The 17417-nt window shown below is 56.3% G+C and carries 18 protein-coding genes; 10 read left to right on the forward strand and 8 right to left on the reverse strand.

Annotation, left to right across the window (positions count from 1 at the left end; all coding sequences use genetic code 11):
- Positions 1-2: 2 nt before the first annotated feature.
- Genes ACR0CG_RS18290 through ACR0CG_RS18310 form a run of 5 tightly spaced genes read left to right on the forward strand, consistent with a single transcriptional unit; the run spans position 3 to position 5312 of the window.
- The gene (locus tag ACR0CG_RS18290) at positions 3-1178 is read left to right on the forward strand and encodes an L-rhamnonate dehydratase (RefSeq protein ID WP_480526686.1); all 1176 of its coding nucleotides are present in this window, start codon (positions 3-5) and stop codon (positions 1176-1178) included.
- A complete protein-coding gene (locus tag ACR0CG_RS18295; protein WP_480526687.1) occupies positions 1175-2089 on the forward strand; it encodes a dihydrodipicolinate synthase family protein in 915 nt (304 codons plus the stop codon). The genes ACR0CG_RS18290 and ACR0CG_RS18295 overlap by 4 nt, the downstream gene beginning before the upstream one ends.
- Position 2090: 1 nt before the next feature.
- On the forward strand, positions 2091-2801 hold the full coding sequence (locus ACR0CG_RS18300; RefSeq protein ID WP_170613893.1) for a GntR family transcriptional regulator: 711 nt from the start codon (positions 2091-2093) through the stop codon (positions 2799-2801).
- 3 nt (positions 2802-2804) lie between these two features.
- On the forward strand, positions 2805-3800 hold the full coding sequence (locus tag ACR0CG_RS18305) for a 4-hydroxythreonine-4-phosphate dehydrogenase PdxA (RefSeq protein ID WP_480526689.1): 996 nt from the start codon (positions 2805-2807) through the stop codon (positions 3798-3800).
- Positions 3801-3803: 3 nt separating this feature from the next.
- Positions 3804-5312 carry an aldehyde dehydrogenase (NADP(+)) gene (locus tag ACR0CG_RS18310; RefSeq protein ID WP_480526690.1) on the forward strand — a complete coding sequence of 503 codons (1509 nt, stop codon included), beginning with the start codon at positions 3804-3806 and terminating at the stop codon, positions 5310-5312.
- Positions 5313-5597: 285 nt separating this feature from the next.
- On the opposite strand, the gene ACR0CG_RS18315 is transcribed toward ACR0CG_RS18310, so the two are convergent.
- Positions 5598-5936 (reverse strand): helix-turn-helix domain-containing protein, encoded by a 339-nt coding sequence (locus ACR0CG_RS18315; RefSeq protein ID WP_170613896.1) that lies wholly within the window; start codon positions 5934-5936, stop codon positions 5598-5600.
- A gap of 198 nt (positions 5937-6134) precedes the next feature.
- Between ACR0CG_RS18315 and ACR0CG_RS18320 the strand changes: the two genes are divergently transcribed.
- On the forward strand, positions 6135-7229 hold the full coding sequence (locus tag ACR0CG_RS18320; RefSeq protein ID WP_480526692.1) for an Ntn hydrolase family protein: 1095 nt from the start codon (positions 6135-6137) through the stop codon (positions 7227-7229).
- 372 nt (positions 7230-7601) lie between these two features.
- On the opposite strand, the gene ACR0CG_RS18325 is transcribed toward ACR0CG_RS18320, so the two are convergent.
- The 4 genes from ACR0CG_RS18325 to ACR0CG_RS18340 form a co-directional block, all read right to left on the reverse strand.
- Positions 7602-8093 carry a MaoC family dehydratase gene (locus ACR0CG_RS18325; protein ID WP_480492294.1) on the reverse strand — a complete coding sequence of 164 codons (492 nt, stop codon included), beginning with the start codon at positions 8091-8093 and terminating at the stop codon, positions 7602-7604.
- 440 nt (positions 8094-8533) lie between these two features.
- Positions 8534-9910, reverse strand: a complete 1377-nt coding sequence (locus ACR0CG_RS18330) for an MATE family efflux transporter (RefSeq protein WP_480526694.1) — start codon at positions 9908-9910, stop codon at positions 8534-8536.
- A gap of 12 nt (positions 9911-9922) precedes the next feature.
- Positions 9923-10510 (reverse strand): helix-turn-helix transcriptional regulator, encoded by a 588-nt coding sequence (locus ACR0CG_RS18335; protein WP_170613900.1) that lies wholly within the window; start codon positions 10508-10510, stop codon positions 9923-9925.
- An 11-nt stretch (positions 10511-10521) separates the two neighbouring features.
- Positions 10522-11100 carry a carboxymuconolactone decarboxylase family protein gene (locus tag ACR0CG_RS18340; RefSeq protein WP_480526696.1) on the reverse strand — a complete coding sequence of 193 codons (579 nt, stop codon included), beginning with the start codon at positions 11098-11100 and terminating at the stop codon, positions 10522-10524.
- A 313-nt stretch (positions 11101-11413) separates the two neighbouring features.
- Here ACR0CG_RS18340 and ACR0CG_RS18345 point away from each other — a divergent pair, with 313 nt between their 5' ends.
- The 4 genes from ACR0CG_RS18345 to ACR0CG_RS18360 are packed head-to-tail and all read left to right on the forward strand — an operon-like array spanning position 11414 to position 14811.
- Positions 11414-12160 (forward strand): amino acid ABC transporter ATP-binding protein, encoded by a 747-nt coding sequence (locus tag ACR0CG_RS18345; RefSeq protein ID WP_480492299.1) that lies wholly within the window; start codon positions 11414-11416, stop codon positions 12158-12160.
- 1 nt (position 12161) lies between these two features.
- The gene (locus tag ACR0CG_RS18350) at positions 12162-13004 is read left to right on the forward strand and encodes an amino acid ABC transporter permease (protein WP_170613902.1); all 843 of its coding nucleotides are present in this window, start codon (positions 12162-12164) and stop codon (positions 13002-13004) included.
- A 36-nt stretch (positions 13005-13040) separates the two neighbouring features.
- Positions 13041-13874 carry a transporter substrate-binding domain-containing protein gene (locus ACR0CG_RS18355; RefSeq protein ID WP_170613903.1) on the forward strand — a complete coding sequence of 278 codons (834 nt, stop codon included), beginning with the start codon at positions 13041-13043 and terminating at the stop codon, positions 13872-13874.
- 55 nt (positions 13875-13929) lie between these two features.
- Positions 13930-14811 (forward strand): amino acid ABC transporter permease, encoded by an 882-nt coding sequence (locus ACR0CG_RS18360; RefSeq protein WP_480526697.1) that lies wholly within the window; start codon positions 13930-13932, stop codon positions 14809-14811.
- Between the two features lie 33 nt (positions 14812-14844).
- Here ACR0CG_RS18360 and ACR0CG_RS18365 read toward each other — a convergent pair whose 3' ends face one another.
- The 3 genes from ACR0CG_RS18365 to ACR0CG_RS18375 form a co-directional block, all read right to left on the reverse strand.
- Positions 14845-15162, reverse strand: a complete 318-nt coding sequence (locus ACR0CG_RS18365; RefSeq protein ID WP_480526699.1) for a non-heme iron oxygenase ferredoxin subunit — start codon at positions 15160-15162, stop codon at positions 14845-14847.
- A 3-nt stretch (positions 15163-15165) separates the two neighbouring features.
- Positions 15166-16122, reverse strand: a complete 957-nt coding sequence (locus ACR0CG_RS18370) for a fatty acid desaturase family protein (RefSeq protein ID WP_480526701.1) — start codon at positions 16120-16122, stop codon at positions 15166-15168.
- A 156-nt stretch (positions 16123-16278) separates the two neighbouring features.
- Entirely contained in the window at positions 16279-17364 is a 1086-nt protein-coding gene (locus tag ACR0CG_RS18375; RefSeq protein ID WP_480526702.1) for a hypothetical protein, read from the reverse strand.
- Positions 17365-17417: the final 53 nt, after the last annotated feature.

Here is a 17417-nt window from a genome sequence, read left to right on the forward strand (position 1 = left end):
CAATGACCAAGATCAAATCCGTCCGCACCCGTGTCTGGAATTGGAAAGGCAAGACCGTTCCACCGCAGGGTAATTTCTGCACCAACGCCAGCGACTTGTTGTGGGAAAAGGGCGATGCGATGTCCTCTTTCCGTTTTCACCAGTGGCTGACCTGCGAGATTGAAACCGAAGATGGCACAGTCGGCATCGGCAACGCTGCGCTAGCGCCAGGTGTTGTGAAAAAGGCCATCGACGAATGGTTCGCGCCCATGGTGATCGGCGAAGACCCGTTCGACTTTGCCTATCTCTGGGAAAAGATGTACCGCCGCTCGCACGCATGGGGCCGTAAGGGTATTGGAATGACAGCGATTTCGGCCATCGACATCGCCATCTGGGACCTAATGGGCAAACTGGCGGGCAAGCCTGTGTTCAAGTTGCTGGGCGGTCGCACCAAGGAAAAGATACCGGTCTATTATTCTAAGCTCTATTCGGGGCCCATCGAAGCGATGCAGGCCGAGGCGGAAGAGGCCAGGAAGAACAACTATCAAGGCTACAAGATGCGGTTTGGCTGGGGCCCCAAGGACGGCATGACCGGCATGCGGGAAAACCTCAAACGCGTGGAAGCGGTGCGTGAAGTTATTGGCTATGATGTAGACCTGATGCTGGAATGCTATCAGGGCTGGAACGTCGATTACACCAAGCGGATGCTGCCCAAGCTTGCGAAGTACGAACCGCGCTGGCTGGAAGAACCGGTGATTGCCGACGATGTGGAAGGATACCGTGAACTGAATGCCATGAATATCGTGCCCATCTCGGGCGGGGAGCATGAATTTTCGCTCATCGGCTGCAAGGATCTGATCCAAAAAAAAGCTGTCAGTGTGCTGCAATATGACACGAACCGCGTGGGTGGCATCACGGCCGCGCAAAAGATCAACGCCGTCGCCGAAGCTTTCCAGGTTCCGGTCATCCCGCATGCAGGTCAGATGCACAATTATCACCTGACTATGGCCAATGCGAATTGCATGATCAGCGAATACTTCCCGGTCTTCGACGTCGAGGTCGGAAACGAGCTGTTCTATTACATCTTCGAAGGCGACCCGGATGCCGTGGATGGCTATCTGGATCTGGACGACAACAAGCCCGGCCTCGGGATCGAGATCTCGGACAAGCATCTGCATGACTTCGAGGTGACGGAATGAACCGGAAATACGCAGGTATCTGGCCGGTTGCGCCAACGCCGTTCAATGATGACGGGACACTTGATCTCGAAGGTATGAAACGGGTGCTCGACTGCCTGATTGATCAAGGAGCGGATGGAATCTGCGTTCTGGCCAACTTTTCGGAGCAGTTTCTGATTTCGGATGCCGAACGCGAAGTACTGGCGCGGCTTTCGGTCGAACATATCGCAGGACGGGTGCCGGTCATCGTAACGATCAGCCACTATGCCACGCAGATCGCCGTCGAGCGTGCGCAATTCGCCAAGGAATTGGGGGCTGACATCGTAATGATGATGCCGCCATATCATGGTGCACTTCTGAAAGGCACAACCGAACAGAGCTTCGAGCAGTTCGCAGCCGTTGGCGAGGTCGGCATTCCGATCATGGTGCAGGATGCACCACTTTCCGGCGTGGATCTGCCTGTGCCACTGCTGGTGCGCATGGCACAAGAGATTGAGGACGTGAAGCTGTTCAAGATCGAATGTCCCCGTGCCGCCAACAAGATCCGTTCGCTGATAGAACAGGGTGGCGACGCAATCGAAGCGCCTTTTGATGGCGAAGAGGCCATCACCCTTCTGGCGGATTTGGATGCCGGTGCAACAGGTTCGATGACCTCGGGCATGATCGTGGATCAGATCAAACCGGTGCTGACCCACCACCATGCCGGACGCATCGACGAAGCGATAGCCGCATATGGTCGAGTAGCCATGGCAATTAATCACGAAAACCGTCAATGCGGCTGGCAATCGTGCAAGGCCGCGATGGTCGAAGGCGGCGTAATCAAATCAGAATTTTGCCGCCACCCAATTCCGCCGTTGCATCCCGCCATCCGCTCGCGTCTGATCGACCTGCTGCGGCCGTTGGATCCTATGGTTTTGAGCTGGGGGAAGTGATTTGAGCGAGAGCTGGATTGATAGCCTGAAAGAAGAAGGTGGTGTAAAGCCACGCAAGACACTTGCCGAAGAAGCCGCCGACAACCTGCGCGAATTTATTCTGCTGGGTAAGCTTGCCCCCGGTACGGCAATTCCCGAACGTGATCTGGCCGAGGCGCTCGGCGTATCCCGTACGCCTTTGCGCGAAGCCTTGCGGTTGCTCGAAGTTGAAGGGTTGGTGGAGTACTCGGCCACACGGCGCCCGCACGTTGCCGACCCTTCTCTGCACGAGTTGACGCAGTATATTTCGGTCCTGGGCGCTCTCGAAGCGTTGGCGGGTGAAATCGCCTGCGTCGAAGCAACGATGGCTGAAATAGCCGAAATCGTTCGTTTGGGCGCTCGTATGTCCAAAGGTTCCGGAAAGCTCGAACCGCTGGAGTTCTTTCAACTCGACATGCAGTTTCACGCGGCCATCGTTGAAGCCAGCCGGAATGAGCCCCTTATCGAAACGCACCGGCAATATAACGCCCGCCTTTGGCGTGCACGTTTCTTGTCGTCGCAACAGGTTGATCGCCGTGACAATACTCTGTCCGAACACTCGCGGATCACTGACGCCCTACAAAAGCGTGACGCAGCCGCGACGCGGCGGGCGCTGCGCGATCACCTGAATAGTACAATCGAGAATATTGAACGCCTTCACGCCCAAAGCAGTGGAGCAAAGTCCGAGGACTGAAAGATGAAGCCCAGAATTGGTATTATCCCCGGTGATCCAAGCGGCATCGGGCCGGAACTGATCGCACGGTTGCTGACTTCGGAGGGCGTTTCCGAGGCGGCGGACATTCTGCTGATCGGCGACAGGCATGTGTTTGAAACGGGACAGACCGTCGCCGGTGAAACTTATGACCTGACCCCCGTAGACGTGTCGGGCGACTGGACCCAAGCCCCTGCGTTCGCCCTGCACGAGATGGAGACGATTGCGCCTGACGAAGTGAGGGTTGCCGAAGTGACCGAAGCTGGCGGAGCATCGGTTCTGCGAACGCTGGATTCCGCTCTGGAACTGACGCGCTCCGGTGTGATTGACGCCATCGTATTTGGACCGTTCAACAAGGCCGCGATGCACTTGGCGGGGCTGGGTCATGATGACGAGCTTCACTACATGGCCGAAAAGCTGGGCGTGGCGAACTACATCTCGGAACTCAACACGCTTGACGGCATGTGGACCAGCCGCGTGACCAGTCATGTCGCCCTGCGTGACGTGGCCGACATGATCAGCGAAGAACGCGTTGCCGAAGCGGTGCATCTGATCCACAACACACTGCGCCGTTCTGGTTTAAATCGCCCTCGGATTTCAGTGGCCGCGATCAATCCGCATGCCGGTGACGGTGGAAATTTCGGCACCGAGGAGATCGACATCCTCGAACCGGCAATCCGCAAACTGGCGCGGGGGCAGATGTCAGTTGATGGTCCGTGGCCGTCCGACACCGTGTTCCTCAAGGCGGTTGCCAAGGAAATAGACGCGGTTGTGACGATGTATCACGATCAGGGTCAGATAGCGCTGAAACTGCTTGGCTTTGACCGTGGTGTGACGGTGCAGGGTGGGCTGCCATTCCCCGTGTCCACTCCGGCCCACGGAACGGCGTTTGATATCGCAGGCCAGGGCTGTGCGGATGTCGGCGCAACCCGCGCTGCTTTTGACATCGCATGTGACATGGTCACGCATTGGGACAACTGAAACATGACTTTCAAGCCGCACGGAAAACACCTGATTGCAGGTGAATGGATCGCTGGAGACGTGAAATTTTTATCCTCCCCGGCGCGTGGGGACGCACATGAATTTTCATCCGGAACCGCCGCCCATATCGACGCATCGGTCCAAGCCGCCGAAGAGGCATTCTGGAGCTTTGGGTATTCCACCCGCGAAGACCGCGCGGCCCTGCTGAATGCGATTGCTGATGAGATCGACGCGCGCGGCGATCTCATTACCCAAATTGGCACGCAGGAAACCGGCCTTCCCGAAGCTCGGATTCAGGGAGAGCGGGGTCGTACCGTAGGCCAGTTGCGCCTTTTCGCCTCTCATATACTGTCAGGTAACTATCTGGACCGCCGCCATGACAAAGCGTTGCCGGATCGAGCCCCTTTGCCGCGTCCTGATCTGAAAATGGTACAGCGCCCTATCGGGCCGGTTGCCGTTTTCGGGGCATCTAACTTCCCGCTTGCGTTCTCAACCGCTGGCGGCGACACCGCTTCGGCGCTGGCCGCCGGTTGCCCTGTTGTGGTCAAAGGCCATCCCGCGCATCCGGGGACCGGAGAGATTGTTGCAGAAGCCATCAAGGGCGCAATCGACAAGACGGGCACGCATCCTGGCGCTTTCTCATTCGTACACGGTGACACGATGGCGGCAGGGCAGGCACTGGTGAGACACCCGCTGATCCGAGCGGTAGGGTTTACCGGCTCTTTGACCGGTGGCCGGGCACTGTTCGATCTTTGTGCGCAGCGTCCTGAACCCATTCCGTTCTTTGGTGAGCTAGGCTCAATCAACCCGATGTTCATCCTGCCGGCAGCCGCGGCGACACGGGGTGCTGAGATTGGCGCCGGTTGGGCAGGTTCGCTTACGATGGGTGCGGGCCAGTTCTGCACCAACCCCGGCATTGCAGTCGTCTTGAAGGACCACGCCGAAGAAATCGCCAAGGCAGCAGTCGAAGGCTTGAAGAACACCGCCCCACAAACCATGCTGACAGACGGCATTGCGGCGGCATACCGTAGCGGTCAGTCGATGATTGCTGCAGAACCGTCTGTTACCGAATTGCTGGCAACCGCGTCCGACGGGCGAACGGCAGCCCCGTTCCTTTATCAGGTCTCGGCGCAGGATTGGCTGGGCAGTGAAACACTGGGACACGAGGTTTTCGGGCCATTGGGGCTCCTGGTAGTCGCAGAAAACATCGGCCAGATGCGAGAAGTGTCAATGTCCCTGCAGGGGCAGCTCACATGTACGCTGCACATGGATTCAGATGACGCGGAAATTGCGCAAACGTTGTTGCCAGTTCTTGAACGCAAAGCTGGCCGGATCCTTGTAAACGGCTTCCCGACTGGTGTGGAAGTCAGCGACACAATGGTACATGGAGGTCCATACCCGGCTTCCACGAACTTTGGGGCAACATCCGTCGGTACACTGGCCATTCGCCGTTTCTTGCGGCCTGTATGCTTCCAGGACGTACCGGACGTAATGTTGCCAGAGCAGTTCTAGCCTCGTCTGTCGTTTCCGGGAGAGGCAAATGAAATCGGAATCGGCCGGGTTCGTCACAGTTCATCATCAGCCTTCAGATGTGTCGATCCGGAAGGGCCGGTTGCGCTGACTTTGCTGGAGCAACTGTGCGGCGGCGCGGGCCGTAAAACAAACCATCGTCGGCCGATGACATTGCTCTTGTCGGGAAAGGTTAGCTCGGCGAGCCGCTCCACAGTGATTGGTGCGAGTGTTCAAGGTCGACACCGAGCCCATGACTGACGTGCGCTGTTCCCTTTCGGAATAGCATTACTGACGTGCTTCCTGATCGCTGAGCAACGCTCGCATGATGGCGCGAATACGGCGTTGATTGTCCGCGTCTAACGCAAAGTACAGTGCATTTGCCTGGGGGTCGCTTTGCTGGGGGCTAATGAGGTCTCCCGGATCAGCGTGAAGCACATTCGCTATTCGAACCAGAGTTGCGACGTTCGGCGTACGCGCCCTGCCGCTCAGCAGGTCTCTGACCGACGTCACGCCAAGCCCCGCCGCTTTCGCTACAGCACCAGGGTTGGTGCCTTGTTCTTCGATGAGGTCCGCGATTTTTTTTGCAATTCGCTTTCCGAGTTCGACGTCGCTCTCAACCTGCATGATTTTCCATCGGTAAATAATGTTCTGTCATTCCTTGGGTTAATGGCGATCTACACATCAGTCAACGGTACCGACAAAGGTGGCATTGCAAAAACAGAATACCGGAAATGTGCGAAAAATCATTTCACATAGATGATTCAACGTCTATATCGGCCTAACAGAGATGATCAATCACACTAGATAGACGGAGAAACGACAATGACCCTCTTTTCAAAAGTAATGATGGCAACCCTCATGGCCTCGACCGCATTGGCGTCATCAGCGGACGCCTGCTCGCGGCTTGCCAAGCAATCAGACCACGGTGTCGCCTGTGTTCGCTCAGTAGATTTGGGCACAAAAACCGGAATGGATCTTGTGACTTTCGGCGTTGGCGATGACGTCACATCTTACGAAGCCTATGGATACTCGCGCCAATCAGATGAACCGGCGAAGAACTTCACTGTAGCTTGGGTAGAGAACGAGTCTTTCCACGGTGTTCAGGCACAGGCCTTCAACGACAAGGGAATGGTTGCGGATACGCTCTATATGTCCCCCAGTGCAGACTACATTGGTGATTACAAGGACAATGGCGCCCCGGCCGTGAACTTGGCCGACGCGCCGGGTTATCTGGTCGCAATGTACGACACCGCCCCCGAAATCGCCGAGGCGTATAACTCGGGTGAGTTCCAGTTCGCCTGGTCAGCAGATTTGGGTCATGCGGGTCAGCACGGAGTGCATGTTTCGGCCGTGGACGCAAATGGTGATGTCGTTCTGTTCCAAGTGAACGAGGGCGGTGAGGTTCTGGTTTACTCCGGCAATGTTGAAGGTTCGGACCTTGGGGTAAAAGCGAACGCGCCATTGTTGCAGTACCACCGCGAGAACATTGCAGCGTTCAATGCGGAAGATGGAAAGACTGCAGAGAACGTTCCGGCGGACATTTCCTCGGCAAGCCGACACCTGCGTCTGACCTGGCTTAACCAGAACATTTCTCTGGGTGGTATGTCCAAGCCGGAAGCTTTGGGAACGGTACAGAACATGTATGACAGCGGTGCCAGTGTCCCGCAGCAGGTGATCGACCCAACCATCGGAGCGACTTATACCACCAGACAGACCAGCAGAACGATCCTGGGAGACGACGTCATCACAGTGCGGGATTTCGCGACCGCTGCGGAAATTTCGTACTCGATCACAGATGCCAAAATCGCCCACGATCTTAACGGTGGTCAGGTCTGTGCGGATGCCATGGATCAAGCCAACGAAGGTGGGCGGATGATCGAGTTCCGCCCGTGCCCGAAACCCGAAGCAGGCTCCTGATGCAACTCCTATGAAACTCAAAAACAGCCCCCGTTACCCGACGGGGGCTTTTCTTATATTGAAATGCCCCGCTGCCAATATCCCCGTCAACTTTGTTGCGCACTGCCAATCTCTGGCGGCGACAGGATATTGCCTTTGAACCGAAGTACGGTCTGACAGGTCGCCACGCAGCTGTGCGACAATCCGACGAACGGTAAGAAAGGGGCGAGTGCAATAGCCTTCGGCAACCTGTTGAAAGGATGCTGGAACCTCTCCGTTGGCGATAGAGTGCTCCGAGCAGATTTTAAAGTGCGGAGGCCGGCCAGGACCGCGATCCGGTGAGGCGCCGAAAACACTCAGAACCCAACTACCGAAATATGAAATTCAACCGACTTATTGCCGCCGTGCCATTACGTGATCCATAACCAAATTGAGCACCTCGATATCATCCTGGTTAAACGTCAGATAGCGGAACCGTACCGTTCCCCGGTCCGGCTTCGAGCGCGACGGTGTGAGCACCTCAACCGTAACACGAGCACGAAGTGTGTCTCCCGGGAAAACCGGAGCGAGCCATCGTACCTCGTCCATGCCATGGCCGCCCAGGTTGGTGCCAGTAAGTACACCGGTATCACGAAACAGCCGGAAGGTGAGCGCTATGGTTTGAAAGCCGCTGGCAATGATCCCGCCGAAAATCGACTCCTTCGCCGCCACTTTATTCACGTGGAAGGGCTGCGGATCGTGCGTAAGTGCAAAATCAATTATTGCGCCTTCGGTGAGCGTAATCCCACCAGTCTCGAAGGTGTCTCCGACTGACAGATCGTCAAAAAACTTGCCGCTGATCATTCCAAGAGCATAGAAAAACGCGCAGTTGTCCGTCAACGACAACCCAACGCCTGCCGATCAGACGTAAGTGGCAAACGCAACGTATACTTGTTTGAACCTGAAACTGACCTCAATAAAGTTGAATGCCGCCTTCAATAATCACTTTTCGTCGCGAGACCGATGGACTGCTGCAAAAAGTCAGAACCTCTTGGGCGAAGTGATCGATGGATGTCGTTGCACCTACTACGTGGCGCACCTGAATGCCCGGGACGCTCTGGCGGGGATCCCTGATCATTCGTAAGGCCGGCGGTCTTGTACATGCAAGCTCAATCCCGGGTATGTTGGAACATGGCAGTGCCCTTCTGAACATTGCGCCGAAATTGGAACAATTGACGCTGAGTGATATCGTCCCTCAGGCCCGCCGGACGGATTCAGCGGCCCCGAGAACGAGCTAGTGGGAAAGTCAGATCTTCTTCACTAGCAGCATACGTACCGGCCTCTGCCTAGATCACCGGCTTCCAGAGTCCACCAAGCTCGCGACGTGCCACATGTGTTGTGATGAGAAGGGCAATCATCCACCCGGTTATGACCGCTGCCGCCGTTCCGATCCACACGCCGATTTCGTTGAAACTCAGCAGGCCGACAAATATCCATACGAAGAAAGCTACCCCAAAACCCTGCCGATACAGGCTGATCCAGACGGTCCAGATCGGTCTTTTCAGTGCCTGCAAAAGCGAGTTGATCGAAAACAGCATCATGTAGAACGGCAGGATCAGGCTGTCGACGCGCAGGTAGCTTAGTCCCACGCGGATCACTTCGGGATCGTCAGTAAACAGGCCCAGAACCGGACCGCCGAAAATCCACAGGACAGGTGCGGCGATGGCGGTCATGATGAACCCAACCTTCCAGCAATAGAACAAGGCTTCGCGCACCCTCGCACCGTCGCGGGCTCCGAAATTCTGGGACGCTATGGGCAGAAGGGCGCCGGTGACGCCCAACACGGGCAACAGCAGGATTTGCTCCAGACGAATGGCCACGCCGTACCCTGCGATTGCGTGTTCGCCAAAAATCTTAAGCGCAAACTGCATCACGAACCCGGACAGCAACATCACCATGAACGATGTGGATGTGGGTAATACCTGTAGCGAGATTTCAGCAAATTTTTCCAGGCGCGGAACAAAATTCCGCGCCCGCATCCGTTGCATCCTGCGCCGTCTGAGGACCTGACGTATCAGGAAGAGCATGACCCCTGTCTGACTGATCACGGTTGAAACTGCCAAACCATCAAACCCGATGCCGGGAACAAGGCCCGGAACCCCGTAGATCAGCAATGGATTCAGTCCGATATTGGCGAAAAATGCGACAATCAGCGCCCGCTGCATGGAAACGGCATCGCCATGTGCCTGAAGGATACCGTTACAGCAAAAGGCCAGCAGAAAGCCGGGAAGAGCAAGGAGCAACCAAAAGAAATACCGCAGACCTGCATCGCGATAATCCCCGGGCTCGGACACCAAACGGATCAGTGCAGGACCATACCACAGACCAGCCAGCGCAAGAACGCACGCGGCCAGGAAGCCATAGCTCATGCCTTGTGCAGCCAGTCTGCGAGCCTTGCGATGGTCACCCGCGCCCAGTGCGTTGCCGACGAGTGCGCTCATGGCGGCGCCAAGCCCAACGCCTATTGAGATCGCAACAAAAAACGCCTGAAACCCAAGTGCGAGCCCGGCCTGAGCACTTGTGGACAAGAGCCCTGCGAAGAACATGTCGACAACGTTGTAGAGCGTGTTGAAAAGCATTCCGATGGCGCCGGGAATGGCCAAGGTGCGAAAATGCACCGAGATCGGCCCTCGCGTCAGATCAAGTTCGGCAGGAATGGCCATTTCAGCATTTCTTTACGGGCGCTCGGCCTGAACGGTCAGAAAAACGAACTCTGGCGTCAAAACCTCTTCGAACCCATGGTTCAGTTCGGCGTCGACGCTGATGCTGTCCCCGGCTGACAGGGTGAATCGCGCCTCGCCGTAACGATAGACAGCCTGACCCTCCAGCGCCTGAACAAAGACGACACCGTGGCCGACATAAGTCGGCGGGCGCCCTTCATCGCGCAGAAGAGTGACCCGCCGCGCCTGAAATCGCAGGTCCTTGCGGGAATGCAGGGCCAGATTGACGTATTCATGGGAATGCCCGCCAGCAAGACGGGTAGACTTCAGCCCCTGTCCGTGGCGAACCAGGGTATAGTCGGTGTGATCTGTCCGCGCTTCGCGAAACAGCGAGACGATGGGCACTTCAAGTGCCTCGGCCAATGCGGCCAATGTATCGATCGAAGGTGACACAAGCCCGTTTTCAATGCGGCTGACCATTGCTGCTGAAATGCCCGATTGCTCGGCCAGACGACGGGCCGATTGTTTCCGGCTTTGGCGCAGCTCCTTCAGCGATGCACCGATCGCGCGGTCAATCTGTCTTCCCGGAGTGTCATCCTGCATGGTACATCCCGTCACTCGTCGGCGTAGTAACCCACGACATCTCCCTCTGTGGTCACGCCGAGACCGTTCAGCAACCGGTTCACGTAGTTGAAATATCCAACAATCTGGTTGATTTCGAGGATTTCTCCGTCGTCCCATCCGGCTTCCTTCAGGGCCGAGACGTCAGACTCGGCCATCGCGGCGGGCGATTGGGTAAGTTTTCCTGCATAGACCATCGCAGCCAGCTCTGCGCCGTCAAATGCGCCCTCGGGGCGGTTGGCTTTCAGCGCGGCTTCAATTCTGTCGGCGCGTGCATCATCCCCGATCAAATGCCGGGCATTGGCCCAGTGATTGGCATAGGAATAGGGGCAGCCGTTCAGGGTGGACACATAGGAACTTATGACTTCCTGAAACCACATGGGCACGGTGTTGACGTCGTCGTGCAGACAGGCCCGGTACAAAATAACGTGCCCATTCATCGTATTGGGCCGCAGCGAATGCACGCGCATGACATTGTCGACGGTTCCGTGCGGCGTACGGGCCAGGTCCAATGCGGCCTTTAGCTGATCGTCGGCATCCTCGTCAGAAATCATCCGAATCCAGGCAGACATTCATGCTCCTTCCGTTGGCCGTCAGCTCAAATTTCAGGCAGTCAGAAACTACCCGCTGAGTTTTTTATTGACGAATATTGCATATTAAGCAACCATATTAATCAGTGCGCAACAGAATTGAGGATTCCATGGCCTTACCAGATTGCCCTACTCAATCGTATCGCCAAGTCGATGGCACTGCTTGGGCCGACCCAGAATTGCGCCGCAACAAATGTTCCGCGCGCAGGTTTTTCCGAAGGCGACCGCTCTCGCCACAGGCTTCCTGAACGCACAACGCCCTCAATATGCGATCCCGAATTAGAACAGGTCAGGCATGAACCAACCCACTCCGATGATCGAGGTAAGCAATCTGGACAAGTTCTATGGTGGCTTTCACGCGCTGAAGAATATCGATCTGACCGTTCACCAGGGTGAAAAGGTTGTCATCTGTGGTCCCTCAGGTTCCGGGAAGTCTACCCTGATCCGTTGTTTCAACGGGCTGGAGTGGCATAATTCTGGGCGCCTCGTGATTGATGGGATCGAGGTTTTTGAAGGGGCCAAGGAGATCCGGGAGTTGCGTCAGGAAGTCGGTATGGTCTTCCAGCAGTTCAATCTGTTTCCACATCTGACTGTGCTGGAAAACCTGATGATCGGCCCCATGAAGGTACGTAAGGTTCCAAAGGCGAAGGCCGAAGAAACCGCGCGCAACTATCTTGACCGTGTCCACATTCCGGAACAGGCCGACAAGTACCCGGCGCAGCTGTCGGGCGGTCAACAACAGCGCGTGGCTATTGCCCGGTCTCTTTGCATGGAGACCCGGATCATGCTGTTTGACGAACCGACTTCTGCCCTTGACCCTGAAATGATCAATGAAGTGCTTGATGTGATGGTCGAGCTTGCCGACACAGGCATGACGATGGTTGTCGTCACGCATGAAATGGGTTTTGCCCGCAAAGTCGCTGACACGATGGTTTTCATGGAAGCCGGTCAGATCGTCGAAGTTTCGCCGCCGGAACAGTTCTTTACCAACCCATCCAGCGAACGGTGCCGGTTGTTCCTGAACCAGATACTGGAACACTGACATGAGCGATCTGGGCATATCTGCACCAAAGGGCCAGCCGCTGCCCAAGCCACCGCTCTACAAGCGCTTTTTCGGCTCGGTCCCCGTTTCCGTCGTCATGTATGCGATCATCGTGGGGCTGATTGCCTATGGCTCTTACGTTGGCGCGCAGGGCATGGGATACAACTGGCAATGGTACAGGGTGCCGCAATTTCTGTACCGCAACACCGAACTGGGGTTCGAATGGGGTGAAATCCCGATCGGGCTGGTGGCCACAATCAAGCTATCGGTCACCGCGTTTCTGCTGGCAACCGTTATTGGATTGTTCGTGGCGCTGCTGCGCCTGTCCGGTCTGGTCGTTGGGTCGGCCGTCGCCGTCGGTTATCTGGAGCTGATCCGTAACATCCCGCTGCTGGTCCTGCTCTATCTGTTCTATTACGTTCTGGGGCCGATTTTCGGGTTTGATCGCTATACCGCCAGCATCCTGACGCTGGCCGTGTTCCATTCCGCCCTGATATCGGAAATCCTGCGCGCCGGGATCAACGCGGTTCCGACCGGGCAGTGGGAGGCCGCCAAGTCCATCGGGATGAGCCCTGCCCAGACGTATCGTTATATCATCCTGCCTCAATCCGTCCGTTTCATGCTGCCGCCGATGACCGGCGAGGTCGTGCACCTCATCAAATCCTCAGCGATTGTCAGCGTGATTGCAGTGGCCGAACTGACCACTTTCGGACGCAACATCATTTCAGACACGTATATGAGTTTCGAAATCTGGTTCACCATCGCACTGGTCTATCTGGTGGTGACCCTGATCCTGTCGATTGGCGTAAGCCATCTGGAGAAGAAATATGCCGTCGACCAATAAAACTGAAACAATTGTCGGACAACAAGGAGAACCAAGATGAAGCTTTCTCGCAGAATGCTCGGGGCAGCCCTGGGCGCGGTCGTGGCGACTGGTGTGGCGACGTCGGGCTGGGCGCAAAGCGCGACCCAGGAACTGTCCAGCGAAAGTGTTATTGAAACCATCAAACAGGACGGGGTGATCCGGATCGGCCTGTCGCTGTTTGTGCCATGGTCGATGCGCGACAAGAATGGCGATCTGATCGGCTTTGAACTGGATGTCGGCCGAAAACTGGCCGAGGACATGGGCGTCGAAGTTGAATTTGTACCCACCGCCTGGGATGGCATCATTCCGGCGCTGGTATCGGGCAATTTCGACGTGATCATCTCGGGCATGTCCGTGACGGCACAGCGTAACCTGACAATCAATTTCACAGACCCATATGCATATTCGGGCCTTGCAATCCTGGCGAACAAGGAGTTGACGGCAGGCATGTCGCGCGAAGATCTGAATTCGTCGGAGGTGACCTTCGCGGCCCGTCGCGGCGCGACCCCGGCGACCGTGATCGCCAAGGCATTCCCCGAAGCCAACCTGTTGCTTTTTGATGAAGATGGCGCGTCCACTCAGGAGGTTCTGAACGGGAATGCCCATGCCACGATGGCGTCGCAACCGACCCCCAACCGTGAGGCAGGTCGCAACCCCGAGACATTGGTTGTTCTCGAGGGCGAACTTTTCGACCCGCGCGGTGAAGCATTTGGCATGCGAAAGGGCGACCCGGACGCCATGAACTTCTTCAACAACTGGATTGCCCAGCAATGGCGGTCCGGCTGGCTGGAAGAGCGTCACAACTACTGGTTCGCCACCGAAGAGTGGGCTGATCAGGTTGCACAGTAACAAATCCGACCGGGGGCGGGCACACCGCCCCCGGAACTAAAGCGGAGCGGACCCGGTGCAGAACTTCCTCAAGAAACTCAGATGGCCTGATTACCTGATCATGGCGATTTTGTTCGCCTTCTTCGGGTATATCTGGGTGTCGATTGAAGGCACGCTGAACTACAAGTGGCGCTGGGAACTGATCCCGGGATATATCGTTGGCTGGCATACAGGTCGTGAGGAGTATTTTGCCAACCTGCTTTTGCAGGGCCTGGCGGCCACCATTCGCATCAGCATTTATTCGGGCATTCTGGCTTTGCTGCTGGGTACGATACTGGGTGTCGCGCGCTGTTCGGCCAACCTGACGATCCGGATGCTGGCGCGCACCTATCTGGAATTCCTGCGCAATGTCCCGCCCGTTGTTGTTGTCTTTATCTTCTTCTTTTTCCTGTCCCAGCAATTGATCGATGCGTTGAACCTGGAACGCTGGGCCCGCGGAATTGCACGACAGGAAGACAACCAGATCTGGACGTTTTTCTTCGGCGAAATGCGGCGTTTCCCATCGTTGGTTTCCGGCGTCATCGTTCTGGCCCTGTTCGAAAGCGCGTTTGTGGGGGAAATTGTCCGGGCCGGGATTCAGTCCATCCCAAAAGGTCAGCGCGAAGCTGCCCGTTCGATCGGGATGAGCCGTTTTCAGGAACTGCGCTACATCGTTCTGCCGCAGGCGATGAAAAAAGTGGTCCCGCCGCTGGCAAACCAGTTCATATCCCTGATCAAGGATAGCTCGATCCTGTCACTTATTTCGGTTCAGGAACTTACTTACAAGACCGTTGAACTCGTCGCTTCATCAAGAATGATATTCGAGGCGTGGATCACGACCGCGGCGTTTTACTTTGTCGTATGTTTCGGTCTCAGCCGTCTTTTTGCACGCCTCGAAAAACGATCAGACAAAAGATGAGTTCGTAATCCGTCTGAACGTTCAGCGCGGTTGTCAGAAACGGGCCTGAACCATCCCGTTTTCAACCCGCGTCTCGAACACCCGCATAGAGCGCGTGGCCGGGGCAGACACAGGCTTGCCGTCCCGCACGTCGAACGCACCCTGATGCAGCGGACACTCGATCACGTGGCCATCAAAATAGCCGTCGCAAAGATCGGCCCCGCCATGGTTGCACAACGCCAGCGATGCGTAGATGCCGGTTGGCGTATCGTAGATCGCGATCATGCGCGGGCCGATTTCGACCCGCGTGACCCAGTTTTTCTCAAGTTTGGACACCGCGATCACATCGCGCCAGGTTTTTTCAGCCGCCATCGTTCAAACCTCAGCCGCATGTTCGCGTTTGCGCTGCAAGATCTGCCGCAGAATGTCGCGATGGGCGGCCAGATACCCGCCATTTTCAACGAAAATATGGTCTTTCAGCTTTTCATGCAGACGGGGCAATGCATGAAACGGCACGGAGGCGACATAGTGATGTTCCGCATGATAGTTCATGTTCCAGCACAAAAATGCCATCGGTGCGGAAACCAGATTGGTCCGGGTGTTTTCCGACATTCGGGCAACAGTGGGCCGCCCGACATGTTCGGTCATGCGCACAAACCGCATGACCGGTTCGCCCAGAAACAACGGAATGATCCAGTACCAGATCAAACCCCACCACCCGGTCAGCGCCATGGCCAAGACCAGTGCGGCATAGATACCAAGCATCATTCGTGCGTCCCTAAATACGGCCTGGTGTTCGACCTTCGGGATAAATCGAAGCTCTGCCTCGCTCAGGCGGCCGCATGCATGGCGAAACACCTCTGTGAACTTGCCGCGCCAGTAGGGCAGAGCGGAAAGGTACAGAAAGTACTGCCCCAGGGACTTGGGCAGCGGAATCAGTTCAGGGTCTTCTCCGGTCAGCTGAGTGTACGTGTGATGATCGCAATGCTCGTACCTGAAAAAGCGGTGCGGCAATATGATGATCAGCCCGCAGATCTGTCCCACCAGATCATTCAGCCAGCGCGTTCGAAATACCGTATAGTGCACACATTCGTGCTGCAGCGAGAAATGGTGCACCAGAACGACGCCTTGCAGGAACATGGCAGGCCAAATCAGCCAGCTGTCCCAGGCAAGAGTGATGAGTGTTGATGTAAAGGCAAGTAACAGGACCCAAAGCGCCAGGTGGCGTAATCCCGGTCCGTTCGAACGTTGCATGAAGCTTCTGAGCTCTTCGCGCGTGAGTTTTCCTTCGGCCAGGGCCTGAGTCAGCGGCGTGACGATTGGTTTTGGCATGTGATTTCCACAATTTTTGCCGGTGTGGGGGTCGCGCCCTCTGCACATGATCCGGCACCGGAGACGGGAGTGCTCCGCACCATAAGGCCAACTCGGTCAGGCCTTATTAACAATGGATTATCTAACCAGAGCGTGATTCGATCAAGCCGGGATAGGTCAGACAGCCACGCGCAGCCCGATATCCGGATCGGGATTTGCAAACAAATCCGCCGCGCAAGAATGCCGGGCCAGTATCGACGGACCGTTGGGCAACCTTTCCGCGTGGAAAACACCGTGATCCCAATACGTCGCCCCATCGATCACGATTGTCGGATCAATCACGTTCCAACTGATCTCGCCCGGGGCATATGCTCCGCATGTGTGGAAATGCAGGATGCGAGGATTGCCGAAAGCGGCACCTCCCCAGCGCTCGAAATTTTCCCGCATGTCCCAGGGGTATCCGCAGCCGGGATGAATGCCCGCGTGCCAGGAATGAACAAAATTCCGGTCGATACCGAACTGTCCAGAGACCCGATCATAGTGCGCTTCGGCCCTGGCGGCATTTTCGGGGTCACCGTCAAACCGCGTCAGGCGACCGTTCTCCATCATGGCGAAGACCGGCCTGTCAAATTCCAGTGTATAGTCGTCATAATACTTCGATCCTGTGCCCGTCAGGAAGCTGATGGCCACACGACCGGAAAAACTGTACGCGGGAACCGGTGTGAATACGGACATAGGAAACCGCAAAATGGATGTGTCGCCAGTGGGTTTCAAATCCATCATGGGACGCCCACGCACGTCCGATCCCAGAGGGCAGGTGATCCGCACGTCTTCCGCCCTGTCCAGAACCGCGTTGACGTCGGCCTTGAGTTCCATGAAGGCATCGTGGTGTCCGTTGGAAAACCCTGAACCCAGAAGCTCCTGATTCACGGCAAAGCTGACGATGATCTTCTTGCCTTGCGGCATGTCCGAAAACCGCAACTGATCCCCTAGACGCGCCAGAAACAAAATGATGTCCGCAGCCTGAAAACGGGCCAGAAGATCAGGCGAAAGATGCGGGTTGTCAGGGTTGAAACCGACATCGACCGCGTCAACGACCAACCCCAGCTGCTGGGCGGCATTTCTGACCACCTTGACGCAGTCGGCATCAAAATACCCAAACTCCGGGGGTTCATACGCGATCAGCAGCCGGTCGCCTGCGGATGCACGCGCACAGTTCACCAGCAGATTTCGCGCTCCTCGCTCGGGCGTCGTGTCGGACATCAATAACCCCTAATACCTGACTTTAATGAATTTAATGGACGCACGCGGTTCTA

The sequence above is a fragment of the Ruegeria sp. AB8 genome (genome assembly GCF_056542605.1).